Here is a 26200-nt window from a genome sequence, read left to right on the forward strand (position 1 = left end):
TTTTTCCTACTGCCATTTACGGTGGTATGCGCCAAGCGTGGTCTGCGTGCCTTCCGAAAGTGCGCCCAAAGCGGCCATCCAGGACTGCTGGACGTTAAAGGCGGCTGGATCGGCCATACAGCGATCGATAGCCTGTCGCCAGATACGCGCGACCTGGGACACATACGCCGGACTGCGCTGGCGTCCTTCAATTTTTACTGAAGCGATATTGGCTTGCAGCAGCTCGGGAAGTAATGTCAAAGTATTCAGACTGGTGGGCTCTTCCAGCGCATGATATTGCACGCCATCCACCTTATAACGTCCTTTACAGAGCGTTGGGTAGCCCGCGTTTTCCCCCTCGCTATAGCGATCGATCAATACTTCATTCAATCGCGATTCTAGCCCCTCGGAAGTTTGCTGCCAGCGGACATAGCGTGCAGGTGAGCAGGCGCCTACTGTATTTGGTGATTCGCCGGTCAGATAAGAAGAGAGATAGCAGCGGCCTTCCGCCATAATGCACAGGCTACCAAACGCGAAAACCTCCAACGGGACTGGCGTCACTCGTGCCAACTGGCGAACCTGATGCATTGAAAGTACGCGCGGTAATACCACGCGGGATACGGCGAAGTGACGATGATAAAAATTTACAGCTTCAAGATTAGTAGCTGACGCCTGTACCGAGACGTGACGCTCAATGTGTGGGTAGCGCTCAGCTGCGTATTCCAGCATCGCCAGATCGGCCAGAATCAGGGCATCAGCACCGATATCAGCAGCACGATCTACTGCATTTTCCCAGCGTTTGTAGCCATCGGGATGCGCAAACGTATTGATTGCGACATGTAGCTTGCGACCATGCTGATGGACATAACGGGCCCCTTCCAGCAGACGTTTTTCGGTAAAATTAAGACCCGCAAAGTGTCGCGCATTCGTATCATCTTTGAGGCCGATATAAACCGCGTCAGCTCCGTTTTCGATAGCTGCCTTCAGTGAGGGAAGATTCCCGGCAGGACAAAGAAGTTCCATGTTTTTTCTCTGGAATAAGCAATAACCAGCGCCAAGTGTAGACGCGCGAGAAGAGACAAATTTTGATTTAAGGCAGCGAATGGCGTATTGATTGGGCATGATTAACGATAAAAGCATTAACGTTCGCACAGTTTGTTGATCCAGCCGCCTTACGTATTTTGCTGGTGTGGCAAAATAGCGAAAAAGTCGACAGGAGAAATAACTGTGTTGAGTCAGCTTCGAGCTCAGTGTGTGCGTAAAGGTCCACAGCTGCTGCGTTTTCCGCTACAATTGACCCCCTTCGCTATAAAGAAGCAGTTTTTACAGCAATTACTAAATTGGCAGTTCCGCCGCGCTCTGGAAGAGGGTGAGTTAGACTTCCTGGAAGGACGCTGGCTGGGCATTGAAATTGGCGATCTTGCATTACGCTGGTCAACCACGGTGGATGAGGGGCAATTGCAGATAGCCGAGCGCGAAGAAGCCGACGTCTGGTTTCGGGGTAACGCGAATGATCTGATTCGGGTCGCGGCACGTAAAGTGGATCCGGATACCCTGTTTTTCCAGCGTCGTTTGGTGATTGAAGGTGACACTGAACTTGGACTTGAAGTGAAAAATTTGATGGATGCGATCGAGTTAGAATCCATGCCGACGCCGTTGCGCATCGGGTTAATGCAACTGGCTCAATTTGTTGAAGCTGGACTGAATGAGGACGCGAATTCTCCCAAGAATCGCGCAGGAGCACCATGTTAATTCGTACAGAGATCGGTATGGACGCGGCAGGTATTGATAGCTTGTTACGTCGCTGTTTTAAAACCTCAAACGAGGCCGAACTGGTGCGGCAGCTACGCGAAGATGGCTTGCTGACGTTAGGTGTGGTTGCTGTGGATGATGAAGGGCAAGTACTGGGCTACATCGCCTACAGCCCCGTATGGATCCAGGGTGAAGATCGGCAATGGGTGGGGTTAGCTCCGCATGCCGTTGATGAGCGCGTACGTAAACAGGGTATAGGGAAGCAGCTGGTTTATGACAGCCTGGACACCCTCAATGAATTTGGCTATGCCGCCGTCGTGGTATTAGGTGATCCGGAGTATTATGGCCGCTATGGCTTTGAGCCTGCTGCAAGGCATCAGTTACACTGCCAATGGCAGGGCGCAGAGGCTGCATTCCAGGTGTTAAAACTGGCAGATAATGCTTACCAGAATGCAGAAGGGCTTATTGCGTATGCCCCGCATTTTGACCGTTTCTGAGCAGCCATTCGGTCAGTGACGCAGGCTGGCTTTCGACCAGCCTGATTTTGTCACGTTTTTTGAGCTGCTTGACCAGGTACTCCAGTTTTGATGCACTGGCGCGATCGCCGACTTCGCAGCAAAATAGCAAGGCCAGTGGCCCCTTGCCGCGTAGCGCTTTTGCGCCTTTACCCGTTTGATGCTGCTGAAAACGCCGCTGTACGTTATTAGTAATGCCGGTGTAGAACATCCCTGCAGCAGTGCGTAAAATGTACAGTTGCCACACTGGGGCACTTTCAGTATTCATTCCCCCTCCTGTTAAACAAAAATTACGCTGGTTATTCTAGCGGTATTCAAGTGATGCTGCACTGTGGCAAAGTGAAGGTTTGTTCTCCCACGTAATGGAGTAATTTTGTCCGATACCGAATCGCTGGTGGCAATCAGTCGCTATCTAAAAAAGCAGCATGTACTCTCACTTTGCTGTGGCAGCCATGAACATCTGTGGTGTGCTAACTGCTTTTATGTGTTTGATGCTGAGCGTATCGTTTTCTGGTTGATGACTGAATGCGACACGCGGCACGGAGAGCAGATGCTACGTACGCCGGGGGTTGCAGGGACTATCAATGGTCAGCCGAAAACGGTGCTGTTAATCAAAGGTGTGCAATATCGGGGTAGCATCCGGCGGCTGGAAGGCGAGGATGAACTGCGGGCACGGGCGGTTTACTGCAAGCGCTTCCCGGTCGCGAAGAAAGCGTCAGCCCCTTTATGGGAAATTCGGCTGGATGAATTGAAAATGACGGATAACACGCTGGGTTTTGGTAAGAAACTCAGTTGGACGCGTCCCGGGGGATCGACCTGAGTCGATCCCTTACGCAGAGTTACAGGTTAAGGATCCGCAGTGATTCGCGGTTAAATGCTGGAAGATCGTCCGGGGTACGGCTGGTCACCAGCTTATCCCCATCCACCACGACCTCCTTATCATAGAAATCAGCGCCTGCATTTTTAAGATCGATAGCGATGGCTTTTACCGCAGTCATTTTACGGCCGCGTACGCCATTCGCACTGATCAGCAACTGGGGGCCGTGGCAAATGGCGAAAACAGGCTTGCCACTGGCCACGAAATCTTTGGTGAATTTCACAAAACGATCGTCAGCGCGCAGCGTATCAGGTGAATGGCCGCCGGGCAGCAGTAGTGCATCAAATTCGGCTGGATCAACATTATCAATCGCTTTATCGATCGTCACCTGCGCTTCTCCCTGCTTACCGGTCACGGTTTTTCCCGCTTCCATTTCGATTGTCACCACCTCGTGACCCGCGTTGATCCAGGCATTGGCGGGAGAGGTAAACTCGGAGTCTTCAAATTCATCGGTGATTAACACCGCAATTTTCTTACCCATTTATTCCTCCTGTTGCTATTAAACCACCTCTAAAGCCTGGTTGAGTATGCTGATAATGCAATGTTTAATAATGCATATGGAGGATTAACTATTACTAACAATGAGTTAAAGCGTTATCGTTCAGTAACAAGGCATTTCAATCCGCTATCAATTCCTGTGGGGCTGCAGAGGGGAAGAGCCATTGCCGTGGCCCGGATTATTTAGGGTATATACTGATAAAAACCAGATAGAAAAGAGAACGTCATGAGTAGAGTGTTGCTGACGGGAGCTACCGGGCTGGTGGGAGGTCATCTACTGCGTTTGCTGATGGCTGATGAACGCGTTACGCAAATTATTGCGCCGACGCGCCGTCCACTAGCGAAAATGAACAAGGTAATAAACCTTGTCGAACCCGATCTGACGGATGTATTGCGTTCGCTGGACACGCCGGTAGATCGGGTTTTTTGTTGCCTGGGCTCCACACGTAAACAGGCTGGCAGCAAAGACGCTTTTATTTACGTAGATTATACGCTGGTGGTTGATACTGCATTGGCTGGACAACGATTGGGTGCGGAACATCTATTGGTGGTCAGTGCAAAAGGCGCCAATAGCCATTCGCCATTTTTCTATAGTCGTGTGAAAGGAGAGATGGAGAATGCTTTACGACATGAAAACTGGCCGCGTTTAACGCTGGTCAGGCCATCACTCTTACTGGGCGATCGTGATAACCGGCGGCAGGGAGAATCTTTTATAGCGCCGTTCTTCAAACGGCTACCGGGTAACTGGCGAGCGGTGGCCGCCAGCGATGTCGCACAGCTACTGCTACGGGAAGCTTTCGCGCCCGTAGAGGCTCGGCTCACCATCATCGAATCAGGCAAAATACCGCGGAGCAGTTAAAAATGTGACTGAAATCACGAAATAAGGCATGAAGCATAAAACCGTAAAAAAAGCCCGTGTATTATCGGCGACTACTGTCGTCGGGTCACTTCCACCGATACGTTATTCAGTCTGAATACGAGTCTAATCATGTCACAGCCTCTTTCTCATTCCGTAGCCCGGCCACGTTTTGCCTGGTGGAAACCCTTACTCTTTCTGCTGGTCGTTATTATTGGTTTGTGGATCGTTAAATGGCAACCCTATTACGGTAAAGCCTTTACCTCTGCGGAAACACATAGTATCGGTAATTCAATACTGGCTAACGCGAGCAGCCAGCCCTTTCAGGCAGCGTGGGATTACGCTTTGGTTTACTTTCTCGCCATCTGGAAAGCGGCAGTACTGGGCGTGCTCCTCGGTTCGCTGGTACAGGTGTTAATACCGCGACATTGGTTGATAAAAACGCTGGGCTCTGCGCGTTTTTCCGGCACTTTGTTTGGAACGGTGTTATCGCTGCCGGGGATGATGTGCACCTGCTGTGCGGCACCGGTAGCGGCCGGTCTGCGTAAATCATCGGTGTCAGCGGGCGGTGCGCTGGCATTCTGGCTGGGTAATCCTTTGCTTAACCCCGCAACGCTGGTTTTTATGGGGTTTGTACTGGGCTGGCAGTTCACGCTCATGCGTCTGGTGGCGGGTGTTATTATGGTGCTCGGTATTGCCACGCTGGTACAAAAATTTATGGCAAAGACACCGCAGCCTTTACAGGAGATACCGCTAAATCCAATTCAGGCGGACGAAGGGAATTTTTTAACTCGCTGGTTGCGCGCGCTCTGGACGCTGTTCTGGAGCACCATCCCGATTTATGTTATTGCCGTGCTGGCGTTGGGTGCTGCGCGTGTATGGCTGTTTCCACATGCAGATGGCGCGATTGATAACTCGTTGCTGTGGGTGATTGCGATGGCGATTGCAGGTAGCCTTTTCGTCATTCCAACCGCAGCCGAGATCCCCATTGTACAAACCATGATGCTGGCGGGAATGGGCACGGCACCTGCGCTGGCGTTGCTGATGACGTTACCAGCGCTCAGCGTGCCCTCACTGTTTATGCTGCACCATGTCTTTCCGGCAAAATCGCTGTGGCTGACGCTGGGGTTGGTGATCCTGAGCGGAATTATTGTCGGCGGACTGGCTCTACTGCTGCTATAGCCCCGTTGAGGCCATTAACTACGACAACTCAGCGTAGATAATGAATGACCTGATTGCTGCTGCCACGCCACAGCAGCATCGGGTCCTTCAGCGGCAGGATAAATTTACCGTCGATGAGCACATTCACATGGCTGATAACCTGCAACTGTTCCGGCGTTAACTGAGCCAGCGTATAGCCTGTCCACATCCAGATATCTTTCCCTGCACATTCGTCCCGTACGCGTTTCACTAACCGCAGAATATCGTTAAGATTTGCGGGATGCAGCGGATCGCCGCCTGAAAGCGACAATCCCTGGCGTGGGATACGCAAGTCATTAAGATCGGCGATTAAGATGTCTTCCATTTCAGGGGTAAAAGGCACGCCAGAATGTAACCGCCAGGTGCTTTTGTTGTAGCAACCTTCACACTGATGCTCGCAGCCTGAAACGAAGATCGTGCAGCGTGTACCGGGGCCATTGACGATATCCACCGGGTAATACTGGTGAATATTCATATTACTTGGCCATTTTGCAGATGTTTTACTCGCCGCTTCACTTCTTCCTGTTTGCCCGCGTTGAAAGGGCGGGCATCCGGGCTACCGAGGTAGCCACAGACCCGCCGCGTGACGGAAACGCGTGAGGTATCGTGATTGCCGCATTTCGGACAGGTAAACCCTTTACTGGTGCAGTCGAACTCGCCGGTGAAACCGCAATCGTAACATTCGTCGATAGGGGTATTGGTACCGTAGTAAGGCACGCGTGCGTAGCTATAATCCCATACGTCTTCCAACGCCTTCAGATTGTGTTGAATGTTAGGATATTCGCCATAACAGATAAAACCGCCGTTTGCGATGGGCGGATAGGCGGCTTCGAAATCGATTTTGTCGTACGGATTGACCTGTTTCTCAACGTCGAGATGGAAACTGTTGGTGTAATACCCTTTGTCGGTCACCCCTTTTACCAGGCCAAACTGCGCGGCATCAAGGCGGCAGAAACGGTCACACAGATTTTCACTGGGTGTACTGTAGAGGCTAAAACCATAACCGGTTTCTTCTTTCCACGCTTCTACCGCGGCACGCATACGTTCAACGATAGCCACGGCTTTGGCCCGTAGGACTTCATCGTCGTAAACATGTGTTTGCCCCCCGCTTAATGCGGTAATCGTTTCGTGGATTCCGATATAGCCCAGCGACACTGAAGCGCGTCCATTTTTAAATATCCCGGCGATTTCATCATCGGCTTTTAAGCGTACGCCGCATGCGCCTTCCATATAGAGGATGGGCGCCACGCGTGCTTTTACGCCATCCAACCGAGCGATACGCGTCATCAACGCCCGTTTCGCCAGCAGCAAACGTTGGTCCAGTAGCGCCCAGAAGCGCGATTCATCACCCTCGGCTTCCAGTGCAATACGCGGCAGATTGAGGCTGATCACACCAATATTATTACGACCTTCATGGACCAGTTGGCCCTCTTCTTCATAAACACCGAGAAAGCTGCGGCAACCCATCGGCGTTTTAAAAGAGCCCGTCACCTCCACCACGCGATCGTAATTGAGGATATCGGGATACATGCGTTTGCTGGCGCACTCCAGTGCAAGTTGCTTAATATCATAGTTCGCATCACCCGGACGGCGATTAACGCCTTCGCGGATGGCAAACACCAGTTTGGGGAACACGGCGGTTTTATGATTTTTACCTAGCCCGGCGATGCGGTTGCGCAGAATTGACTGCTGGATCAGCCGGGAAGCCCAGCAAGTGCCGAGGCCAAAGCCAAAGGTGACGAACGGTGTCTGTCCGTTGGCGGTATGGAGCGTATTTACCTCATATTCCAGCGACTGGAATGCGTCATAACACTCTTTTTCCGTGCGGGTAAGGGCATAACCCTCAGCATCGGCAATTTGCCAGGCTTGTGCAGTTTCTCGATGTTTAGCCAGACTTGCGAGCACGAAGGGCGCTAATACTTCATCGATGCGATTGATGGTGGTACCGCCATAAATATGGCTGGCGACCTGAGCAATAATTTGTGCGGTTACTGCGGTTGCCGTGGAAATAGATTTAGGCGGTTCAATTTCAGCATTTCCCATCTTGAAGCCTTTGTTTAACATGCCGTGCAAATCAATCAACATACAGTTAAACATCGGGAAAAAGGGCGAATAATCAAGATCGTGATAGTGAATTTCACCACGATTATGTGCATTGACGACGTCGCGCGGCAAAAGATGTTGTTGTGCATAGTGCTTAGCGACGATCCCGGCTAGTAGATCGCGTTGAGTAGGGATAACCTTGCTGTCTTTATTGGCATTTTCATTCAGTAGCGCAGGATCGGTTTGCTCCACCAGACCGCGAATCGCCTTATTCAACTTACCGCGTGATTCACGGGCGACATCGCGATCGTGGCGGTATTCGATATAAATACGCGCCAGCTGTGGATAACGTCCCCTCATCAACAGATCTTCTACAGCCTGCTGAATCTCATGGATATCGACACGTTTACGATCCCGCATCTGTTCACTCACCAGACGGGCCACGGTGGCACAGTAGTCATGATCCTCAACCCGCGCGGCTTTTGCCGCTTCGGTAATGGCATCGCAAATGCGTTGTTCATTAAAGATTACCTGGCAGCCATCCCGTTTTATTACGACCGTTTCCACCGTGCTTCTCCCTGTATCTGTAACACTACATGTTGATTTCATGATGCATGATAAACGCTATATATAGTAATTTCTTGCAAATTAACTGAGTTTTTATTGATGCAAAACAAAGATTGAGCAGGGGGAATAAAAGTTTGTTATCGATCGAAGGCGGTGTGTCTGAAGGGCTGCAATAGGACCGGTAAAAAGGAGAATAATGGGAAAAGAACAGCGAGAGAAGCGGCTGAAAAGGGGATCGTCTCAGCCGCGATAGTCACTCAAGGTATATATTTACGGGTAATTATGCGATCTACACCAAAAGGACCGCTGCCCTGCACCATGATTAGCAGACCGATGAGAATATAGCCAGATTCTGGCAGGTAGAACAGCCAGCTGTACCACGTCAGGGCGTTAATATCGGCAGGAATCTGATGTAGCCCGACGGTGAGCAAAGCGACCATACTAATGAGAGTGAGCACGAGCGCACTCAGGCGTGACAGAAGGCCAATCGCAAGCAGCAGGCCGAAGAGCGTCTCACAGCTGGCAACAAATACCGCCATAAAAGCCGGGAAAGGGATCCCTGCTTCCGTAATGGTATCAAGCATTATCGCCTGATTGGCGGGAATAAATACCTTGTTGAAGCCGGAGGCAAAAAAGAACAGGCCTAAAGCAATACGCATCAGCGTTAGCGGCAGAAAGCAACCACCACCGTGGGTTTTAAACAGGGAAAGGCATCGTGCCATCGTTATCTCCTTACTCAGATAGGGTAAATCATACCATACCTTCAACGGCTGCTCAGCCCTTCGGTCAGTAAATCCATAGCCATCAGTACGCCATAACGAGCTTGTATCGTTGAATCCGGCAGCGGCAACAGCACGGTAGCCATATTAGCCAGCGGGTTACGGTCAGCGGTGAGTGCCACAATTGGCAATCCATGCTCGCGCGCTTGTAAGGTAGCACTTTGCAGATTGTGATCGGCTTCTCCCGTCGCCAGCACCAGCAAGGCATGATCGTCATTAAGCGTGGCGGCCGTCATACGCATCAAATTCACATCCTGGCAAAGGGTTGCTACGATCCCATTTTCCAGTAGTTGCAGTTGTAAATGCGTAGCAAAGGCAATATCGACGCCTCCGAGCGCGAAAATTTGCACGCTACGTGCGCGTTCTAGAATACCGGCAGCACTCTGATAGTTTTCGGGCGACGAGCGCTGTAGCTGCTGCTGGATCGCACCCTGCATACGGCTAAGTTGTTGTTGCCAGCTTTCCGGGAGGTTAGACACCACCTCACGGGCGGGTAAATAGCGCGAATGTGCGGCGCTGGCCTGCGCAAGTTTCATGCGCAGGTCACGAATATCCTCGCAGCCCACTGATTTTGCAAATCGCGTAATGGTGGCGGGACTGACGCCGGCCTGCGAAGCCAGTTGCTCAATGGTGGCTGAGGAAGCGAAATCGACATCGTCAAGAATAGTCCGCGCCACGCGTGCTTCCTGCTGACTTAGCTCATTGAGGCGGCAACGTATCTGGAAAAGGATATCGCTAAAATCTTCGCGGCCAATAGACCGCGCAAAGCGTTTTAATGTCTCCGGGCCAATCCCCGCCTTTGCCGCCAGCTTTTCCAGCGTCGTCGTCGTCGCGTAATCGATATCACCGGCTATGGCTGGCTGCACGCTATTTTCATCAATCTGATTTTGATGAAGCGCACGCAACTGTTTGAGAAAATCATCCAAGTCTTTGCATCCTACAGAGCGAGCGAAAATCGTTAGCGTTTTGGTACTAACCCCTGATTTCGCGGCCAGTTGCTCGATACTGGCAGTGGAAGAGAAGCGCAAATTATCCAATACAAAGCGCGCCACCCGTGATTGCTGCGGCGGTAAACGATCTAATCCGGTCTGAATCTGCCAGACGATGTTCATATGGTGATGTTGCCTCAAGTCACAAGGTGATGGCCTGTTGTACCATCATACCGTATGAAAAATATTTTCACAGACGATTTTATGTATGCAATATGGCTGATTTTATGGTTAATATTTTGATATTTAAGCAAAAAAATGTTTTTTCATTATCACTATAAATAAAAAAAAGGCAATCTTGATCACACCTGTGAAAAAAATTTTCATGCAACGCCTTTTATATCTTTATGATTAAGAAAGATTTACTGAATCTATAAACAAAACGTATGCCGCCAGGGTATTTACAGGGCGGAGGGCTTCTGGCTTATATATTCGTCATACTTCTGGCTACAGGTCTGCTGGCTCACGAGGCCAGCAAGCGCAGAGCAAACCGGAGAACCGTCTATCCTGGACTTGCCATCGCCTGCACCTGAATTATGAAGAATCGTGCACCCTTCATGTCCCACGTGACCTGTGCGTTGGCTATCTATTCGGTTCGTCCCTGGCTCAATGAACGTCGAGGTAAAATTATGCGAATCATTCTCTGCTGTGCCGCCGGTATGTCGACCAGCATGCTGGTCAATAAAATGAAATCTGAAGTGCAAAAGCGCGATTTGGATATTTTCATTGATGCAGTGCCGGTTTCGGAATTTGAACGAATCATTAATGATGCTGATGTTGTGCTGCTTGGCCCCCAGGTCCAGTACGAAATTGCGCGTTTAACTGAACTGGCAAAGCCACTGGGCAAGCCGGTCGCTGTGATCGACATGATGGATTACGGCACGATGCGCGGCGACAAAGTTCTGGATAAAGCGCTGACGCTGGTGGCTTCCTGATTTTTCGGTGTTCTGTCGAATAACTTTTTAATTTTTCTGTGTTTCTTTCACGTTGCCTCACAACGTGTGGATTGCTGCATCCTGAATTCGGTCAAAGAGGGGTTTTTATGGAACTTGAGAGCACCATCATGGAGCTGCTGGTACAGGCGGGAACGGCGCGTAGCCATGCGCTCAGCGCACTGCAGCAGGCCAGAAAAGGCGATTTTATCGCCGCAGAGAGCGCAATGAGCGCCTCAAAGCAGGCGGTGAGTGAGGCACATAAGATGCAAACTGAATTGATTGGTATGGATGAAGGTAGCGGCAAGCTGCCGGTGACATTAATCACCGTTCATGCGCAGGACCATCTGATGAACGCGATGGTTATTCAGGATTTGGCGACCGATATTATCGCGCTGTATCGCCGTTTACCGACAACAGGAGAACAACATGCTTAAGATTGCGGTTATCGGCGGTGGCAGCAGCTATACGCCAGAATTAATGGAAGGGGTTATTCAGCGTTATCAGGAGGTGCCCGTTACTGAACTGGCACTGGTAGACGTTGAGTCCGGACGGGAAAAAGTGGAGATTATCGCGGCACTAACGCGGCGTATGCTCAAGCATAATGGACTGGAACAGGTGAAAGTGAGCGTCCATTTTACGTTGGATGATGCGATAAAAGGTGCCTGCTTCGTGCTGACTCAGCTACGCGTGGGGCAGCTCTCCGCCCGCGCCGCCGATGAGCGTCTGGGATTGAAATATCAAATGCTTGGACAGGAGACGACCGGCGTTGGCGGTTTTGCTAAAGCGTTGCGGACCATCCCTGTGATGCTGGAAGTGGCCCGCAAAGTCGAAGAGTTGGCGCCTGATGCCTTTATTATCAACTTCACCAATCCCGCAGGGATCGTCACTGAAGCGGTCTCCCGCTACAGTAAGGCAAAAATCATTGGGTTGTGTAACGTACCGATCACTATGCACCATATGATTGCTGGTATGCTCAACGCGAAGCGTGACGAGGTAAATTTACGCTTTGCCGGACTCAACCATATGGTCTGGATTCACAAAGTGACTCAGCAGGGGAAAGATGTCACTGCAAAAGTGATCGATCTGCTGTGTGACGGTAGTGCTTTATCAATGAATAACATCAAAGACGTACCCTGGCCCCCCGCTTTCCTGAAGGCATTAGGGGCTATCCCGTGTCCTTATCATCGTTACTTCTATCAAACGAAAACCATGCTTGAAGAGGAAGTCGACGCGGCTCAGTCGAGAGGTACGCGTGCCGAACAGGTGATGAAAGTAGAGGCTGAACTGTTTGAGCTGTATGCCGATCCACAGCTTGATCATAAGCCGGAACAACTCAGCTTTCGCGGCGGTGCTTACTATTCTGAAGTGGCAGTGGAACTGATCCGTGCGATTCACAACAACTCCGGCAAAGAGATCGTCGTCAACTGTCGTAATAATGGTGCCATTCAAGGATTGCCCGACGATGCCGTAGTCGAAACCAACTGCATGATTGATGCGCAGGGCGCGCATCCCATCACCTTTGGCCGTTTGCCACCAGCCATGAATGGCCTAACACAGCAGGTCAAAGATTTTGAGCGTTTGACCATTGAGGCTGCGGTACACGGCGACCGCGATAGCGCGCTATTGGCGCTGGTCACGAATCCGCTGATTGGCAATCTGGCTACTGCGAGTGACCTGCTGGAAGAAGTCCTGACCATCAATAAGTCATGGTTACCACAATTTAACCAACCGTCTTAAAACAGGCGCTTGACATGGTTGTGTGGCCAGCCAGCGCTGATTAGCGATGGAGGGTTTCATTCCGATGATGAAAACAACCAGGCCTGTGAAAGAAGATAAACAATAAAAACGTCGACATCGAATCGACGATGGGGGTGTATATGTCGGTAAGTAAATCACTGATTGAGCGTTACGTGCTGCCAGCAGCACTCAAAGTCGCCGGGCAAAAACATGTGCTGTCGGTGCGTGATGGGATCATTCTCAACATGCCGTTTATGTTGATCGGATCGTTCTTTCTGATCTTTGCTTATCTGCCGATCCCGGCATATGGCGATATGATGGCGGGGCTATTTGGCGATGCCTGGCGCGACAAGCTGCTTTATCCCGTTAAAGCGACTTATGACATCATGGCTATCCTTTCCAGCTTCGGTATCGCCTACCGGCTCGCAGAGAAGTATCGCACCATTGATCCGCTGACCAGCGGCGCGATGTCGCTGGTTGCCTTTATGATGACGATTCCCCAGCATACGCTATTTGCGCCAGTAGAAGGTGCGGCCCAGAAGATCGTCGACGGGGTGATCCCGGTGAACCTAATCGGTAGCCAGGGGCTATTTGTCGCCATCATCATTTCGCTGCTGTCGACGGAGATCTACCGTTTTGTTAGCGGTCGTAACCTGGTGATCCGGATGCCGGAAGGTGTGCCTCCCGCCGTCGCGAAGTCTTTTTTGGCGCTGGTACCGGGTTTCTGCGTACTGGCCGTCGTACTGGCGTTGCGTCTGGCGGTGGAGGCCTCACCGTTTGGCGATGTGAATAATATGATTGCGACCATTATTGGTATTCCGATGCATCACGTTGGCGGCACGCTGCCGGGGATGATTTTTTCGGTGATCCTGATCGGCGTATTGTGGACATTAGGGTTGCACGGCGACGCCATTGTGTTGGTGTTTATTCAGCCGGTATGGTTGTCAAACATGACGGAAAACCTGAACGCTTTTCAGCATAATCTGCCGATTCCCCACATTATTACCCAGCAATTTTATGATTTATGGATTGCCCCGGGGGGAACGGGGGCGCTGCTGGGGCTGGTCCTGTTTATGCTGCTGAGAAGTCGCAGCGCCCAGATGAAGCAGTTAGGCAAAATAGCCGCACCTGGCGCGTTATTTAATATCAGCGAACCCATGGTGTTTGGTATCCCGTTAGTCATGAATCCTTACTTCTTTCTGCCGTTTATTTTGACGCCGGTGGTGCTGGTATTAGTGTCTTACCTGGCCATGTCGACGGGACTCGTCGCACCGCCTGCCGGTATTGCGCTACCGTTTACCACCCCCATTTTCGTCAGTGGCTACCTGGCAACCGGCGGCCATATTTCAGGCACCGTGCTGCAGGCGGTAAACCTGACGATTTCACTGGCGATGTATTATCCCTTCTTCCGTGCCTGGGACCGACTGAAGCTACGTGAGGAGCAACAGGCGACAGAGAGCTCTGCAGCAACATCTCGCAGTACCGGCGAGGTGACACAAGCATAAGGCATCAGGCCGGGAAACCGGCCTGATATGTTATCGTTTCTGATACCACCAGACGGCTTCATACGGACGCAGCATCATTTCGCCAGGTGCCGTATGGGGATCGCCGTAGTTACTCATCAGTACCTCCCAGCGATCGCTGAATGCATCGGGATGCCAGGATTGTGCTTCACGGCTGAGGTTAGCGGCGACAATAAGTCTTTCACCCTCATATTCGCGACGATAGCACCACAAATAAGGGTGTTCTGGCAGCAGGTCGGTATAGTCGCCCCAGGTCAAAATATCGTGGGTTTTACGCAGTTGGATTAGTCGCTTGTAGGTATAAAACACCGAGTTTTCATCAGCAACTGCTGCTGCTGCATTAATGGTTTCATAGCTATCGCTCATGCCGATCCACGGTGTACCACCAGTAAAACCTGCATTTTCGCTGTTATCCCACTGCATCGGGGTTCGCCCATTATCGCGTGATTTACCCGCGAGGATTGCCAACAGATTGTCGTTATCGCGGCCCTGTGCGCGCAGTTCGGCATACATATTATGACTTTCAATATCGCGGTAATCGATAATGCGTGTGAAGTGAGGATTGATCATCCCCAGCTCTTCTCCCTGAAAAATATAGGGTGTGCCCTGCATGCCGTGCAGCGCCATGGCCAGCAGTTTGGCCGACTGAACGCGATATTGACCTTCGTCGCCCCAGCGTGAAACGACACGTGGCTGGTCATGGTTACACCAGAACAGCGCATTCCATGCTTTATTGTGCATACCCTGCTGCCAGTGGGTAAAAATGGCTTTAAGCGCCACCAAATCGAGCGGTGTCAGCGTCCATTTTTGCCCCTGATAAAAATCGACCTCGACATGGTCAAAGCTAAACACCATCGACAGTTCTTCACCGTCCAGCGAGCCATAGCGCTGACAGTGTTCCAGCGTTGCGGAAGACATTTCGCCGACCGTCATCAGTTCACGTGGACGAAAGACATCGCGACTCATCTCCTGCATATATTCGTGAATACGTGGACCATCAGTGTAAAGGCGCAGTCCGTCACCGTACGGATCGTCAGGAAAATCCTGGTGCTTAGAGACCAGATTCACCACATCAAGCCTCAGCCCATCGATGCCACGATCGGCCCAGAAATTGACGATCTGCTTAAGCTCCGCGCGCACATTTTCATTTTCCCAGTTGAGATCGGCCTGCTCCGGCGCCCACAGATGCATATAATACTGACCGCTCTCGGCGTGCCAGCGCCAGGCGTGGCCACCAAACTTGGATCGCCAGTTATTGGGCGGTTCATTTGGTGTACCGTCACGCCAGATATAGTAAGAACGATAGGGGCTTTCGCGATCCAGCGCTTCATGAAACCAGTGGTGCTGGGTTGATGAGTGGTTAAACACCATATCCAGGATCACACGCAGCCCGCGCTGATGTGCCTGCTCAACCAGATTATCGAAATCAGTCAGTGTGCCGAATGAGGGATCGATAGCGGTATAGTTTGCGACGTCATAACCGTTATCCACCTGCGGTGAAATATAAAAAGGCGTTAACCAAATCGCATCAACGCCAAGCAATTTAAGGTAATCCAGGCGCTGAATGACGCCTGCCAAATCGCCCGTCCCGCTGTCGGTCGTATCCTGAAAACTCTTCGGATAAATTTGATAAATAACCCCGTTTTGCCACCATGGTGGAATTTTATTCATTGCTTAATCCTGATTGTCATGGCGAAAGTTTCCCCTGCCTATACCCTGGATTATTCAACGCCTTTGTATGCGTCGTATGACCGGTTAAAACCTGGCTGGTGTTTTTCAGAACTGCGGCACAGCCTGCAACATCCTCGCCCGGGTATAAAAGGAGCGTTGGTTTTTTTTAGCCTGTCTTAAGGTTAGCTATTAACTGACGAATCGAAACCAGCAAACGCCTGCAAAGACATGAAAAATTGCACCGCTAATGATCCGGCTAATGGATAACAAGTTGCCGCACAACGGGATAGCGCACGATTAGCTGGAAAAAAAAAGTTAAGTAAATCCGTTGATAAGGTTGTTGCAAAAATTTACGAGCCGCTCAGACTTTCACCATCGTGTGGTTGATGCGGGGCACGAATTATGTTTTATACCGTCATACTACACGCTGCAGATGTGCCGTTTCAGCCGCATTAAGCTGCGCTTATTTCGCTAATTTTTGGTCCGTCATTATTTATAAGGGAGTATTTTATGTTTTTGCGACAAACCTTACTCGCCTCGTCAATATTACTTTCTCTTAACGCATTTGCAGCCCCTGCGGGTGACTTACCGTTAATGCCCTGGCCACAGCAGGTAGAACAACCTGCTACCGGGGGAAAGCTGGTTCTTGACCGAAAACTAACCTTAAAAGTCAACGGCGATAACCTTGAAGGCGCGCTTGAGCGTTGGCGCCAGCGTATTGCACGGCAAACCGGTTGGGAACTGGAACCACGAGAAGAACGCATCGACACTCCCACCATCAGTATCAATATTACGCAAGCGGTTGATACGCAGCCGAAGTTAGACAGTGATGAAAGCTATCATTTATCGGTGACGGAAAAAGGTGTGACGCTGCGAGCCAATACCCGTTTTGGCGCAATGCACGGCATGGAAACACTGTTACAGCTGATTCAAAACGACAGCCAGAATACCTTTATTCCGCTGGTTGAGATCCAGGATAAGCCTCGCTTCCCATGGCGCGGTGTCTTAATTGACTCTGCGCGCCATTTTATGCCGCTTGAGGTGATTAAGCGGCAGATTGAGGGCATGGCCGCCGCGCGAATGAACGTATTTCACTGGCATCTGACGGATGACCAGGGCTGGCGCTTTGCGTCCACTCACTATCCCCAACTCCAGCAACAGGCCAGTGACGGTCTGTTTTACACTCAAGATGAGATGAAAACGATCGTTCGCTATGCGGCCGAACGCGGTATTCGCGTAATACCGGAGCTTGACCTGCCCGGACACGCGTCTGCCCTTGCCGTTGCGATGCCGGAGTTAATAAGTGCGCCAGGGCCTTACAAAATGGAGCGCGGTTGGGGAGTGTTTCAGCCGCTGCTGGATCCGAGCAACGAGCAGGTTTACCGCGTTATTGATACCCTCATTGGTGAAATGGCGGCGATATTCCCTGATGCTTATCTCCATATCGGAGGGGATGAAGTCGATGCCACACAGTGGAAAGCGTCGGCGCAAATTCAACAATTTATGAAAGCGCATCAGCTTCAGGATGAGCACGCGTTACAGGCGTACTTCAACCAGCGCCTTGAAAAAATTCTTGAGAAACATCAGCGACAAATGGTGGGTTGGGATGAAATCTATCATCCTGATCTACCTCGTAATATTGTGATCCAGTCCTGGCAAGGGCAAGATGCGTTGGGCAATATCGCCAGTGATAACTATCGTGGCATCCTCTCCACCGGTTTCTACCTGGACCAACCCCAGCCTGCGGCTTATCACTATCGCAATGAGATAACAATGCAAGGTCTGGGCGGCGCGGATCAGACACAAAATGATGAACATGTGCAAAGCTGGAAATTTACCATGCCGCGTCTGAAAGGCAGCGCCGTCGAAGGCAGTTTTACGCTGATTGATGGGCGACATGGCTGGCGTGGTTTCATTGATTTTGCCGGTAAATCCCGCCGCATGGTGAAAAATATCAACTGGCTGGCACCCGATAAAGTTACCTTCAGCGTGGACAGCTGGATGGGGGAAGTGCAGCCGGTGGTAAAGTTAACGCAGAACACGCTGGACGGTTACATGCGGGTGGGCAATGTGCGTTATCCCGCTTCGGGTCGTCGTCTTGAGCGGGTGCCACCGGGGATTCAGCCTGTTGTGCCTAATGCACGGCAGCAAGAGGAAAATCTGTTGGGGGGCGAAGCGGCAGTGTGGGCAGAAAACATCAATGCTAACCTGTTGGATGTGAAATTATGGCCGCGCGCTTTTGTTATTGCCGAGCGATTATGGTCGGCAAAGGATGTCACGGATGAGGCGAATATGTATCGCCGTCTGGCGGCGGTGGATCGCTGGTCAGCCGTTTCAGTGGGCCTGCAACAGCATCAGGAAGCGCAGGCGCAAATGGTTCGCCTGGCCAACAGCAGCGATATCGTGCCATTGCAGATTCTTAGCGAGGTATTGGAACCTGCTCAGTATTACACTCGCCAGCACCTAAAATTTCAGGCGGGCAATTACGATGCCGCCGAGCCACTGAACCGCTTAGCGGACATACTGCCGTCAGAGAGTGATAAGGTTCGGGCCTTAGATCAGCAGGTCGATGCGTTAATCGAGGATCGGGACAATAAGCAGGCCACACAGGCTATACGCCAGCAACTGACGTACTGGCAAAACAATATTACACAGGTCTTGCCGCTGCTTGAGCGCAATTATCAGTTAACCGCGTTGCGTCCTGTGGCACAGCAGGTGGCAGATATTGCTCAAATGGGGAATATGCTGCTGGATGCGTTGGAGAACGAGCGAGCCTTTGGTGCGCGGGAAGTGGCAGCAATGCATGCCACGCTGAACGCAGCAGCACGCACACAGGATGAGGTGGTGATTGCGCTGGTTTATCCGGTGGAGAAGTTGTTGAGGGCCAGTAAATAAAGATACCCGTCATACTTGCCGCGGCCTCTGCGTTGGCTGCGCGGTCTTACCCGGGTCACTTACTGATGTAAGCTCCCCGGGATGCGTCCGCGGGTTAGCTACGTATGGCGATCGCTTCGATCTCGATCTTCACATCTTTCGGCAGGCGCGCGACTTCTACACAGGAACGTGCCGGAAAGCTGGCCTGATGTTCGGTGAAAAAAGCGTCGTAGGTCGCATTCACGCTCGCGAAGTCGTTAAGGTCCTTAACGAATACCGTGGTCTTAACAATGTCTGCCACTTTCAGGCCGGCAGCCTCTACGATCGCTTGCACGTTATCCAGCGATTGACGCGTCTGAGCTGCAATATCGTCTGGCACCGTACCGGTTTTAGGATCGACAGGAATCTGGCCAGAGGTGATGATCATACTGCCCAAATCAACGGCCTGAACATAGGGACCAATTGCCGCGGGTGCTTTATCTGTACTGATTTCGCGAGACATGACTTCTCCTGAAAAGGTATTCACACTGAAGATGATGCATCAGTATACCAGACGTTAACCGTTTGCCAGCACCACATGGTGAGCAAACGACTTCTCGCAATATTTGCACTGCAACTGTACCTCATCATGACGTTTTTTCACCGCGAAGCTGGACATCACCGGTTCGTTGCGGCTGATACAGTTACTGTTAGGACATGTCAGTACTCGCTCAATGCGGTCAGGCAGCGCAGGCGCGCTCTTTCCGACCACTTCATATTCATCAATGCGATTAACGGTAGCGTGCGGTGCGTACACCGCTAATTGGTTGATTTGTGCTTCGGTCAGAAACGTATTTTCAATCTTAATCAGATCCTTACGTCCTAACTCGCCGGAAGGCAGATTCAAACCAATCGTGATGCGCTGGTCGGTTTCCGTCAGGCGGAACAACGTCAGTAACTTAAATCCAACCTGCGCGGGGATGTGATCGATAACCGTACCGCGTTTAATCGCCTCAACCTGCAACTTATTATCTTGTGTCATCGTTCTTTCCTCCTTACAGAGCCAGTTCGCTATTGAGCACCAGCGCCAGAAGCGCCTGACGAGCATAGATACCATTACCGGCTTGCTGGAAATACCAGGCATGCGGTGTGCTATCAACGTCCGTGGTAATCTCATCAATACGTGGCAGCGGATGCAGCACCTTCATGTTGTCACGCGCATCGGCCAGATCGGCGGCCCGCAGAATAAATTGCGCTTTTACATTGGCATACTCGGACGGGTCGAGGCGTTCTTTCTGTACACGTGTCATATACAGGATATCAACCAGTGGGATCACCTCATCGATGGTGTCATGGCGGCTCCACGGAATGCCTTGTTCATCCAACATATCGGTGATGTAACCCGGCATTGCAAGCGCATCCGGGGCGATAAAGAAGAAGCGATTGCCGTCAAATTTAGCCAGTGCCTGCGCCAGAGAGTGCACGGTACGGCCATATTTCAGATCCCCAACCATTGCCACGTTAAGGTTATTCAGGCGGCCTTGTGTTTCCTGAATGGTAAACAGATCGAGCAGCGTTTGCGTTGGATGTTGGTTAGCCCCGTCACCCGCATTGAGGATCGGAATGCCCCCCGAGTATTCAGTGGCCAGGCGCGCCGCACCTTCCTGAGGATGACGCATAACGATGGCGTCAACATAGGTGCCAATCACGGCGATTGTATCGGCTAGCGTCTCGCCTTTTTTACCCAGCGAGGTATTACTGCCATCAGAAAAACCAACGACGGAAGCCCCTAGTCGGTGGATGGCGCTTTCAAATGACAAGCGCGTACGGGTTGAGGCTTCAAAGAAACAGCTGGCAATCACCTTATGTTTCAGTAACTCAGGTTGAGGATGCGCTTTCAGGCGCGCAGCGGTACTCAGCACCAGCTCCAGCTCTTCACGGCTAAGATCGTTGATTGAGATAATATTTTTATGATAAAGCGGATTGGCCATGCTTCACTCTCCTCTGCGACCGTGCTCAGGGCAGGCGCGTGCTGAATTGCGGACAAAAATGCCCCTCAATAGTGGACTGACCCCATAAAGTTGGACAAGGTTTGAATACGGGCAATTTACCCTTGCCAGATAAATTGCTGGGTATTCTACGCGCATCGCTATCGGCTTCAAGACGCACGTGTTTCTTTGTGCGGTTGCCCTGAATCATCTTTCAGCGCTTGCCCCAATAAATAGCTAATTCGGCGATACAGGAGGTAGGTATTATTGGTATTACGTGGGGAGATCCACACATGATTATTACTGGCGACAACCCCCAGTACGCCGGAAAGATTGTGGGATTCAACAATACGTGCAACCGGGCGGGCATAACCTGCAATAACCTCGATAATCACAAATTTTGCATTGTAATCGACGCTCAGAATCATATCAGATACCGGGCGCAACACATCCGGTTTGGCTTGCTGCTGCGGATTTAGCGCATAGATCTTTTCTCCTCTGACATTCGTGGTTTTAATAACATCAAGCGTCGTTAACAGCCGAGATACCGTGGACTGGCTAATATTATGATAGCCATACTTTTGCAGATCCTGTCTGAGGTTTTGCTGACTGTGATAATGATTATTCGCGATAAGTCGTCGGCAGAGCAGGAGTTGTTGGCTTTCCTTCTCACGCGCTTTGCTGCATTTTTTGGCCATAGTACGAAAGTCCCTTTTGTAAAATGATTAGAAACAGCATGTTGTTTCTATAATAAAGCGGCAAGGCTTAGAGAAAGAACTAAAAAAATCAATAAAATAGCAAATAAAGGTGCGATCCATTTTAACCAGCGAATATAGGGAATACGGGCGATAGCCAGCCCCCCCATGACGACAGCGGACGTTGGCGTGAGTAAATTTACTAATCCAGATGCCGTTTGATAGGCGGTGACCACTAACTCACGGTTGACCTGGGCAAAATCCGCCAGCGGTGCCATTACCGGCATAGTCAGTACCGCAAGTCCTGATGACGATGGCACCAGAAAAGAAAGTAGCCCTTCCAGTAAGAAGACGACGCTGATAAACAGGGCTGAGGAGAGACCGCTAACCACGCTTTCTGCGGCTCTCAGGACGCTGTGGCTGATCATCCCATTGTCCATGATCACCACGATTCCGCGGGCGATACCAATAATCAGTGCAACGCCCAACAGGTCGCGAGCACCTTCGATAAAAGTTGAGGTAAGTGCTTCTTCGCTGAGACGGGCGATTAGGCCCGTAATGATAGCGGCCACTAAAAATACGCCGGATATTTCAGCCATCCACCAGCCGCGGACGGAAACACCATAAATCATCACGGCGAACGTCAGTACAAACACCAGCAAAATTATCTTGCGGGTGAGATTAAATTCAAGCTGGCCATCCTGACGGTTTCCCAGAAAAAAGGTGCGGTTTTCTTCCTGCATATCGGCGACCAGTGATTTGCTGGGATCGTTACGTACCTTAATGGCATAGCGCATTACCCAGATGACACAAACGACCCAGCCGAATGCCAGAATTAGCAGGCGCAGTCCAATCCCTGCAGTAAATGGGATGCCGGCGGCATTGGCGGCAATAACCGTAGCAAACGGATTAATAGTCGAGCCAATCGTGCCAATACCCGCGCCAAGCAATACCATCGCGGCACCGACCACCGCATCGAAGCGGGCAGCAATCATCACCGGTACCATGAGTGAGTAAAAAGGCAGTGATTCTTCAGCCATGCCATAAACGGTGCCGCCTGCGGCAAAGAGCGCCATGAGAATCGGGATCATCCACTCTTCTTTGCCACGCAGTCGCTGAGTGACACGCTCAATTCCCGCATCGATCGCGCCCGTTTTCGTCACCACCCCAAGGAATCCGCCGACGACCAGAATAAATAAAGCGACATCAATCGCACCCGCTTCATGAGTTTTATGGTTATAGAACCCATCAATCGGTGCCAACACCATCTCGGCGATGCCCTGAGCATGCGGAGCCACGCGATGCCATGTCCCTGCGATCGGCACCTCCTGTCCGAGGGTGCTATTAAAGGCCATATCGTAACTGCCAGCGGGGATCACCCATGTCAGAGCGCTCACCAATGCAATAAGAATAAACAGGATGGTATAGGCGGAAGGGAATTTAAATTTTTTCACAATAATGTCCTTATTACATGGCGCATCGCCAGCCGGGAGCTGGCGATGCGGTCTGCTAGCTACCGAGAGTCGCGACCATCACGGCTTTGATGGTGTGCATACGATTTTCCGCCTCATCAAAGACGATAGAATACGGCGATTCAAATACCTCTTCCGTCACCTCCAGCCCAGGCATACCCCAGCGGCTTTCGATGTCACGTCCTACTGACGTCTCGGCATTATGGAAGGCGGGCAAACAGTGCATAAATTTCACGTCAGGATTGAGTGTGGCATCAATAACCTGCTGATTGATTTGATAGGGTTTCATTAGCGCGATGCGTTCATCCCATGCTTCCTTAGGCTCGCCCATAGAGACCCAGACATCGGTATAGAGAAAGTCGACGTGCTTAACGCCTTCCTCGACATTTTCTGTCAGAGTGATTTTGCCACCGGTTTCACTGGCTATCGCCCGGCATTGCGCCACCAGTCCAGCATCAGGCCACCTTGCTTCAGGTGCGACCAGGCGAATATCCATCCCCATTTTTGCGGCCCCCACCATCAGTGAATTCCCCATGTTATTGTGCGCGTCGCCGAGGTAGGCGAAGGAGATTTGCTGGAGTTTCTTACCGGGTAAATGCTCAAGCATAGTCATCAGGTCGGCGAGGATTTGCGTAGGATGAAACTCATCAGTCAGCCCATTCCATACGGGGACGCCAGCATATTGCGCCAGCTCTTCAACAATGTGTTGGCCAAAACCACGGTATTCAATTCCGTCATACATGCGGCCCAGCACCCGAGCGGTATCCTTCATCGATTCCTTATGACCGATTTGTGAACCGCCAGGGGCAAGATAGGTCACTCGGGCACCTTGATCGTAAGCGGCAACCTCAAAGGCACAGCGGGTGCGGGTTGAGGTTTTTTCAAAAATCAGCGCGATATTTTTTCCCTGCAGTTTCTGCTGCTCCCGGCCTGCGTATTTATCCTTTTTCAACCTGAACGCCAGATCGATGAGCGACTGGATCTCCTGTGAACTGAAATCAAGTAGTTTCAGAAAATGACGGCGAGACAATGACGTTGTCATAATATGTCCTTATTAAATAAGTGGATGATTAAGGTTGGGACAGATGCGGGTTCCTTTCCCGCCGGAGAGAATGTTGCTGGCATCTTCAAGGGAACCAATGCCAGCGATGCCATGGCAGTGGGTAACAAAATCACAGGCTGCGGTGATTTTTGGCCCCATTGAACCCGCATCAAATGTCATTTCCTGCAGATCATTGGGCGTCACCTGGGTGAGCGCCTGCTGAGCTGCGGTGCCCCAGTCGCGATAGACGGCATCGGCGTCGGTCAGGATCAGTAGGGCATCCGCTTTAATCTGACGAGCGAGCAGTGCCGCTGAGAGATCTTTATCAATGACGGCCTGTACCCCCATCAGCATGCCCGCTGCGTCACGCTCTACCGGAATACCTCCACCACCGTTGCAAATAATGAGGTGATCCTCTTTCAGCAGCGTCATGATCGCGTCATTTTCTATGATGCGCAGCGGTTGTGGTGAGGGAACGACGCGGCGCATATGCTGGCCGTCCAGCTTCATGGTCCAGCCCATCTGTTCACCGACCTCCCGGCCACGATCGACCGGATAAAGTGGGCCGATATATTTAGTCGGGTTCAAAAACGCCGGATCCTGCCGGTTGATTTCCACCTGCGTCAGGAGCGTGGTGATGGGATGTTGAGGTAAAAGGTTATTTAGCGCCTGCTGCAGCATGTAGCCAATCATGCCTTGGGTTTCAGCAACCAGTACGTCAAGTGGGTAAGGTGAAACGGCCTCGTAAGCGCTGTTTTGTAGTGCCAGCAGACCTACCTGGGGGCCATTCCCGTGAACCACAATGATGCGCCACTGTGTGGCAAGCGTGGCAATCATCTGTGCCGCTTGTTGAACGTTACGGTACTGAATATTGGCTTCCAGCGGTTCTTTACGTTTTAACAGCGCGTTACCACCCAATGCGATAACCAACAGAGGTTTAGTCATGACATTCTTCCTTTATCTGGCTCAAATACTGTCGCGTTCCAGCGGACAGCTCATACAGCGTGCGCCACCACGTCCACGCCCCAGCTCGTTGCCGGGAATGGGCAGCACGGTTATGCCCGCCTTGTCATATTTCTCATTGGTATAGGTATTACGCTCATAGCCAATCACCACGCCAGGGCGGATCGTCAATACGTTATTGGCGTCGTTCCACTGTTCGCGTTCTGCTTCAAAACTGTCACCACCGGTGGTAATGAATTTCAGTTGATCAATCCCCAGCCCCTTCTCCAGCGCTTTCGTCAGTGAAGGTTCTTCACGACGCTTCAGGCCATTATGTCCGTCACTGGTTAACACCCAGCAGCGTGTCTGGGGACCAATGACTTCCGGATAAATAGAAAAGGTATCAAGATCGAGATGGGTCATGACCGTATCAAGATGCATACAGGCCCGGAGCTTTGGCAGTTCCAGGACAATGACCTGGGTGGCCTGCTGGTGCTGAAAGAGTGAACGAGCCAGGAATTCAATACCGTAGATGGTGGTGCGCTCTGACATACCGATTAATACCGTGCCACGTCCCAGAACCAGTACATCGCCGCCTTCCAGAGTGGCATGTTCGTAGTTCAGTGGCTCATCACCAAAGTATTTAATAAACTCGCCATCAGTGAAGGCGGGATGCCAGCGATATACCGCCCGCAGATTATTCGATTCACGCTGGCGAGCAGGTTTCGCCATGGGATTGATAGAGACACCGTTATATATCCAGCAGGATGCGTCACGGGTAAACAGATGGTTTGGCAGCGGTGCCATAATGAAATCCGTCAACTGATGTGTATCAATCGCCATGCTGCTGAAATTTTGTGGGATTTCGCTGTAGGTGAGTCCGCCGGTTAGATATCTGGCTAACTGGCGCTGCGGTTGCCCGGCCAGCCAGTCACGAATATCGGTTGCGAAAGAGGGGCCCAGCAGGTAATCGGAGATTTGTGTTTCCAGTAGCCAGCGCTTGGCCTCCGGTTGATTAAGTGTTTCCGTTAATAAATCGGTAAGGAGTAGAACTTCAACACCTTGTTTACGCAGCGTGGAGGCAAAGATATCGTGTTCTTCTCCCGCCGTTTCGACGGAAAGAACATCATCAAACAGGAGTTCCTGGCAGTTTGACGGGGTGAGTCTTTGCAGACTTAAACAAGGACGATGCAGCATCACAGAACGAAGCTGCCCGATTTCTGAACCGACATAATGTTTATTCATCGACATTTCCATATCTCAGTAAATAACGTTAAGGGGAATATC

26 protein-coding genes and 1 pseudogene are annotated in these 26200 nt (G+C 51.2%); 10 read left to right on the forward strand and 17 right to left on the reverse strand.

Annotated features, from left to right (window positions below):
• Window positions 1–6: 6 nt before the first annotated feature.
• A complete protein-coding gene (ubiU, locus tag J1C60_RS02525) occupies window positions 7–1002 on the reverse strand; it encodes a ubiquinone anaerobic biosynthesis protein UbiU (protein ID WP_128178574.1) in 996 nt (331 codons plus the stop codon).
• Between the two features lie 204 nt (window positions 1003–1206).
• Here ubiU and ubiT point away from each other — a divergent pair, with 204 nt between their 5' ends.
• Together ubiT and J1C60_RS02535 are read left to right on the forward strand one after the other, a co-directional pair.
• Window positions 1207–1731, forward strand: coding sequence for a ubiquinone anaerobic biosynthesis accessory factor UbiT (gene ubiT, locus J1C60_RS02530; protein ID WP_128178573.1), 525 nt, complete (start codon window positions 1207–1209; stop codon window positions 1729–1731).
• A complete protein-coding gene (locus tag J1C60_RS02535) occupies window positions 1725–2228 on the forward strand; it encodes a GNAT family N-acetyltransferase (RefSeq protein ID WP_128178572.1) in 504 nt (167 codons plus the stop codon). Before ubiT ends, J1C60_RS02535 begins: the two co-directional genes overlap by 7 nt.
• Here the strand turns inward: J1C60_RS02535 and J1C60_RS02540 are convergent.
• On the reverse strand, window positions 2194–2514 hold the full coding sequence (locus J1C60_RS02540) for a GIY-YIG nuclease family protein (RefSeq protein ID WP_128178571.1): 321 nt from the start codon (window positions 2512–2514) through the stop codon (window positions 2194–2196). The two genes, J1C60_RS02535 and J1C60_RS02540, sit on opposite strands and share 35 nt — an antisense overlap.
• A 105-nt stretch (window positions 2515–2619) precedes the next feature.
• Here J1C60_RS02540 and J1C60_RS02545 point away from each other — a divergent pair, with 105 nt between their 5' ends.
• Window positions 2620–3066 carry a YhbP family protein gene (locus J1C60_RS02545; protein WP_128178570.1) on the forward strand — a complete coding sequence of 149 codons (447 nt, stop codon included), beginning with the start codon at window positions 2620–2622 and terminating at the stop codon, window positions 3064–3066.
• Window positions 3067–3085: 19 nt separating this feature from the next.
• Here J1C60_RS02545 and J1C60_RS02550 read toward each other — a convergent pair whose 3' ends face one another.
• Window positions 3086–3604, reverse strand: coding sequence for a type 1 glutamine amidotransferase domain-containing protein (locus J1C60_RS02550; protein ID WP_128178569.1), 519 nt, complete (start codon window positions 3602–3604; stop codon window positions 3086–3088).
• A gap of 243 nt (window positions 3605–3847) precedes the next feature.
• Here J1C60_RS02550 and J1C60_RS02555 point away from each other — a divergent pair, with 243 nt between their 5' ends.
• Both J1C60_RS02555 and J1C60_RS02560 read left to right on the forward strand, forming a co-directional pair.
• Entirely contained in the window at window positions 3848–4480 is a 633-nt protein-coding gene (locus tag J1C60_RS02555) for an NAD(P)H-binding protein (protein ID WP_128178568.1), read from the forward strand.
• A 129-nt stretch (window positions 4481–4609) separates the two neighbouring features.
• Window positions 4610–5659, forward strand: a complete 1050-nt coding sequence (locus tag J1C60_RS02560; protein ID WP_128178567.1) for a permease — start codon at window positions 4610–4612, stop codon at window positions 5657–5659.
• 28 nt (window positions 5660–5687) lie between these two features.
• On the opposite strand, the gene nrdG is transcribed toward J1C60_RS02560, so the two are convergent.
• The 5 genes and pseudogenes from nrdG to J1C60_RS18645 all read right to left on the reverse strand — a co-directional run.
• On the reverse strand, window positions 5688–6152 hold the full coding sequence (gene nrdG, locus J1C60_RS02565; protein ID WP_128178566.1) for an anaerobic ribonucleoside-triphosphate reductase-activating protein: 465 nt from the start codon (window positions 6150–6152) through the stop codon (window positions 5688–5690).
• Window positions 6149–8329, reverse strand: coding sequence for an anaerobic ribonucleoside-triphosphate reductase (nrdD, locus tag J1C60_RS02570; protein ID WP_220485593.1), 2181 nt, complete (start codon window positions 8327–8329; stop codon window positions 6149–6151). Before nrdD ends, nrdG begins: the two co-directional genes overlap by 4 nt.
• Before the next feature lie 215 nt (window positions 8330–8544).
• Entirely contained in the window at window positions 8545–9009 is a 465-nt protein-coding gene (locus J1C60_RS02575; protein WP_128178564.1) for a DoxX family protein, read from the reverse strand.
• Between the two features lie 41 nt (window positions 9010–9050).
• Window positions 9051–9821, reverse strand: a complete 771-nt coding sequence (locus J1C60_RS02580) for a MurR/RpiR family transcriptional regulator (protein ID WP_128178671.1) — start codon at window positions 9819–9821, stop codon at window positions 9051–9053.
• A gap of 159 nt (window positions 9822–9980) precedes the next feature.
• Window positions 9981–10178, reverse strand: a pseudogene (locus tag J1C60_RS18645) (MurR/RpiR family transcriptional regulator); the annotation flags it as partial.
• Between the two features lie 503 nt (window positions 10179–10681).
• Here J1C60_RS18645 and J1C60_RS02585 point away from each other — a divergent pair.
• The 4 genes from J1C60_RS02585 to celB all read left to right on the forward strand — a co-directional run bounded on the left by J1C60_RS02585 (window position 10682) and on the right by celB (window position 14232).
• Window positions 10682–10990 (forward strand): PTS sugar transporter subunit IIB, encoded by a 309-nt coding sequence (locus J1C60_RS02585; protein WP_128178670.1) that lies wholly within the window; start codon window positions 10682–10684, stop codon window positions 10988–10990.
• 107 nt (window positions 10991–11097) lie between these two features.
• Window positions 11098–11424 carry a PTS lactose/cellobiose transporter subunit IIA gene (locus J1C60_RS02590; protein WP_128178563.1) on the forward strand — a complete coding sequence of 109 codons (327 nt, stop codon included), beginning with the start codon at window positions 11098–11100 and terminating at the stop codon, window positions 11422–11424.
• Window positions 11417–12727, forward strand: coding sequence for a 6-phospho-beta-glucosidase (locus J1C60_RS02595; RefSeq protein ID WP_128178562.1), 1311 nt, complete (start codon window positions 11417–11419; stop codon window positions 12725–12727). Before J1C60_RS02590 ends, J1C60_RS02595 begins: the two co-directional genes overlap by 8 nt.
• Before the next feature lie 140 nt (window positions 12728–12867).
• Entirely contained in the window at window positions 12868–14232 is a 1365-nt protein-coding gene (celB, locus tag J1C60_RS02600) for a PTS cellobiose transporter subunit IIC (protein WP_128178561.1), read from the forward strand.
• A gap of 30 nt (window positions 14233–14262) precedes the next feature.
• Here the strand turns inward: celB and treC are convergent, their stop codons facing one another.
• On the reverse strand, window positions 14263–15921 hold the full coding sequence (gene treC, locus J1C60_RS02605) for an alpha,alpha-phosphotrehalase (protein ID WP_128178560.1): 1659 nt from the start codon (window positions 15919–15921) through the stop codon (window positions 14263–14265).
• Between the two features lie 510 nt (window positions 15922–16431).
• On the opposite strand from treC, the gene J1C60_RS02610 reads away from it, so the two are divergent.
• Window positions 16432–18816: a beta-N-acetylhexosaminidase gene (locus J1C60_RS02610; RefSeq protein WP_128178559.1), complete on the forward strand. Its 2385-nt coding sequence runs from the start codon at window positions 16432–16434 to the stop codon at window positions 18814–18816.
• 94 nt (window positions 18817–18910) lie between these two features.
• Here the strand turns inward: J1C60_RS02610 and ridA are convergent, their stop codons facing one another.
• From ridA to arcA, 8 genes are all read right to left on the reverse strand, one after another.
• Entirely contained in the window at window positions 18911–19297 is a 387-nt protein-coding gene (ridA, locus tag J1C60_RS02615; RefSeq protein ID WP_128178558.1) for a 2-iminobutanoate/2-iminopropanoate deaminase, read from the reverse strand.
• Between the two features lie 54 nt (window positions 19298–19351).
• Window positions 19352–19816 (reverse strand): aspartate carbamoyltransferase regulatory subunit, encoded by a 465-nt coding sequence (gene pyrI / locus J1C60_RS02620; RefSeq protein ID WP_128178557.1) that lies wholly within the window; start codon window positions 19814–19816, stop codon window positions 19352–19354.
• Window positions 19817–19829: 13 nt separating this feature from the next.
• Window positions 19830–20765 carry an aspartate carbamoyltransferase gene (gene pyrB / locus J1C60_RS02625; protein WP_128178556.1) on the reverse strand — a complete coding sequence of 312 codons (936 nt, stop codon included), beginning with the start codon at window positions 20763–20765 and terminating at the stop codon, window positions 19830–19832.
• Window positions 20766–20932: 167 nt separating this feature from the next.
• Window positions 20933–21460 carry an arginine repressor gene (locus tag J1C60_RS02630; RefSeq protein WP_128178555.1) on the reverse strand — a complete coding sequence of 176 codons (528 nt, stop codon included), beginning with the start codon at window positions 21458–21460 and terminating at the stop codon, window positions 20933–20935.
• A gap of 47 nt (window positions 21461–21507) precedes the next feature.
• Window positions 21508–22911, reverse strand: a complete 1404-nt coding sequence (locus tag J1C60_RS02635) for a YfcC family protein (RefSeq protein ID WP_128178554.1) — start codon at window positions 22909–22911, stop codon at window positions 21508–21510.
• A 55-nt stretch (window positions 22912–22966) separates the two neighbouring features.
• Window positions 22967–23971: an ornithine carbamoyltransferase gene (gene argF, locus J1C60_RS02640; protein ID WP_128178553.1), complete on the reverse strand. Its 1005-nt coding sequence runs from the start codon at window positions 23969–23971 to the stop codon at window positions 22967–22969.
• Between the two features lie 12 nt (window positions 23972–23983).
• Complete coding sequence (arcC, locus tag J1C60_RS02645; protein WP_128178552.1) at window positions 23984–24916, reverse strand: carbamate kinase; 933 nt, start codon at window positions 24914–24916, stop codon at window positions 23984–23986.
• A 21-nt stretch (window positions 24917–24937) separates the two neighbouring features.
• Window positions 24938–26158: an arginine deiminase gene (gene arcA / locus J1C60_RS02650; protein ID WP_128178551.1), complete on the reverse strand. Its 1221-nt coding sequence runs from the start codon at window positions 26156–26158 to the stop codon at window positions 24938–24940.
• Between the last annotated feature and the right edge of the window lie 42 nt (window positions 26159–26200).

Origin of the sequence: [Pantoea] beijingensis (genome assembly GCF_022647505.1) — a bacterium.
GTDB classification, from domain to species: Bacteria; Pseudomonadota; Gammaproteobacteria; order Enterobacterales; family Enterobacteriaceae; genus Erwinia; species Erwinia beijingensis.

What these genes read in the sequence shown, in the direction of transcription:
- ubiU (WP_128178574.1), bottom strand. Translation starts at nt 1,002, where the DNA reads ATGGAACTTCTTTGTCCTGCCGGGAATCTTCCCTCACTGAAGGCAGCT.
- J1C60_RS02535 (WP_128178572.1), top strand. Translation starts at nt 1,725, where the DNA reads ATGTTAATTCGTACAGAGATCGGTATGGACGCGGCAGGTATTGATAGC.
- J1C60_RS02540 (WP_128178571.1), bottom strand. Translation starts at nt 2,514, where the DNA reads ATGAATACTGAAAGTGCCCCAGTGTGGCAACTGTACATTTTACGCACT.
- J1C60_RS02550 (WP_128178569.1), bottom strand. Translation starts at nt 3,604, where the DNA reads ATGGGTAAGAAAATTGCGGTGTTAATCACCGATGAATTTGAAGACTCC.
- J1C60_RS02555 (WP_128178568.1), top strand. Translation starts at nt 3,848, where the DNA reads ATGAGTAGAGTGTTGCTGACGGGAGCTACCGGGCTGGTGGGAGGTCAT.
- J1C60_RS02560 (WP_128178567.1), top strand. Translation starts at nt 4,610, where the DNA reads ATGTCACAGCCTCTTTCTCATTCCGTAGCCCGGCCACGTTTTGCCTGG.
- nrdG (WP_128178566.1), bottom strand. Translation starts at nt 6,152, where the DNA reads ATGAATATTCACCAGTATTACCCGGTGGATATCGTCAATGGCCCCGGT.
- nrdD (WP_220485593.1), bottom strand. Translation starts at nt 8,329, where the DNA reads ATGAAATCAACATGTAGTGTTACAGATACAGGGAGAAGCACGGTGGAA.
- J1C60_RS02575 (WP_128178564.1), bottom strand. Translation starts at nt 9,009, where the DNA reads ATGGCACGATGCCTTTCCCTGTTTAAAACCCACGGTGGTGGTTGCTTT.
- J1C60_RS02590 (WP_128178563.1), top strand. Translation starts at nt 11,098, where the DNA reads ATGGAACTTGAGAGCACCATCATGGAGCTGCTGGTACAGGCGGGAACG.
- J1C60_RS02595 (WP_128178562.1), top strand. Translation starts at nt 11,417, where the DNA reads ATGCTTAAGATTGCGGTTATCGGCGGTGGCAGCAGCTATACGCCAGAA.
- celB (WP_128178561.1), top strand. Translation starts at nt 12,868, where the DNA reads ATGTCGGTAAGTAAATCACTGATTGAGCGTTACGTGCTGCCAGCAGCA.
- treC (WP_128178560.1), bottom strand. Translation starts at nt 15,921, where the DNA reads ATGAATAAAATTCCACCATGGTGGCAAAACGGGGTTATTTATCAAATT.
- J1C60_RS02610 (WP_128178559.1), top strand. Translation starts at nt 16,432, where the DNA reads ATGTTTTTGCGACAAACCTTACTCGCCTCGTCAATATTACTTTCTCTT.
- ridA (WP_128178558.1), bottom strand. Translation starts at nt 19,297, where the DNA reads ATGTCTCGCGAAATCAGTACAGATAAAGCACCCGCGGCAATTGGTCCC.
- pyrI (WP_128178557.1), bottom strand. Translation starts at nt 19,816, where the DNA reads ATGACACAAGATAATAAGTTGCAGGTTGAGGCGATTAAACGCGGTACG.
- pyrB (WP_128178556.1), bottom strand. Translation starts at nt 20,765, where the DNA reads ATGGCCAATCCGCTTTATCATAAAAATATTATCTCAATCAACGATCTT.
- J1C60_RS02630 (WP_128178555.1), bottom strand. Translation starts at nt 21,460, where the DNA reads ATGGCCAAAAAATGCAGCAAAGCGCGTGAGAAGGAAAGCCAACAACTC.
- argF (WP_128178553.1), bottom strand. Translation starts at nt 23,971, where the DNA reads ATGACAACGTCATTGTCTCGCCGTCATTTTCTGAAACTACTTGATTTC.
- arcC (WP_128178552.1), bottom strand. Translation starts at nt 24,916, where the DNA reads ATGACTAAACCTCTGTTGGTTATCGCATTGGGTGGTAACGCGCTGTTA.
- arcA (WP_128178551.1), bottom strand. Translation starts at nt 26,158, where the DNA reads ATGAATAAACATTATGTCGGTTCAGAAATCGGGCAGCTTCGTTCTGTG.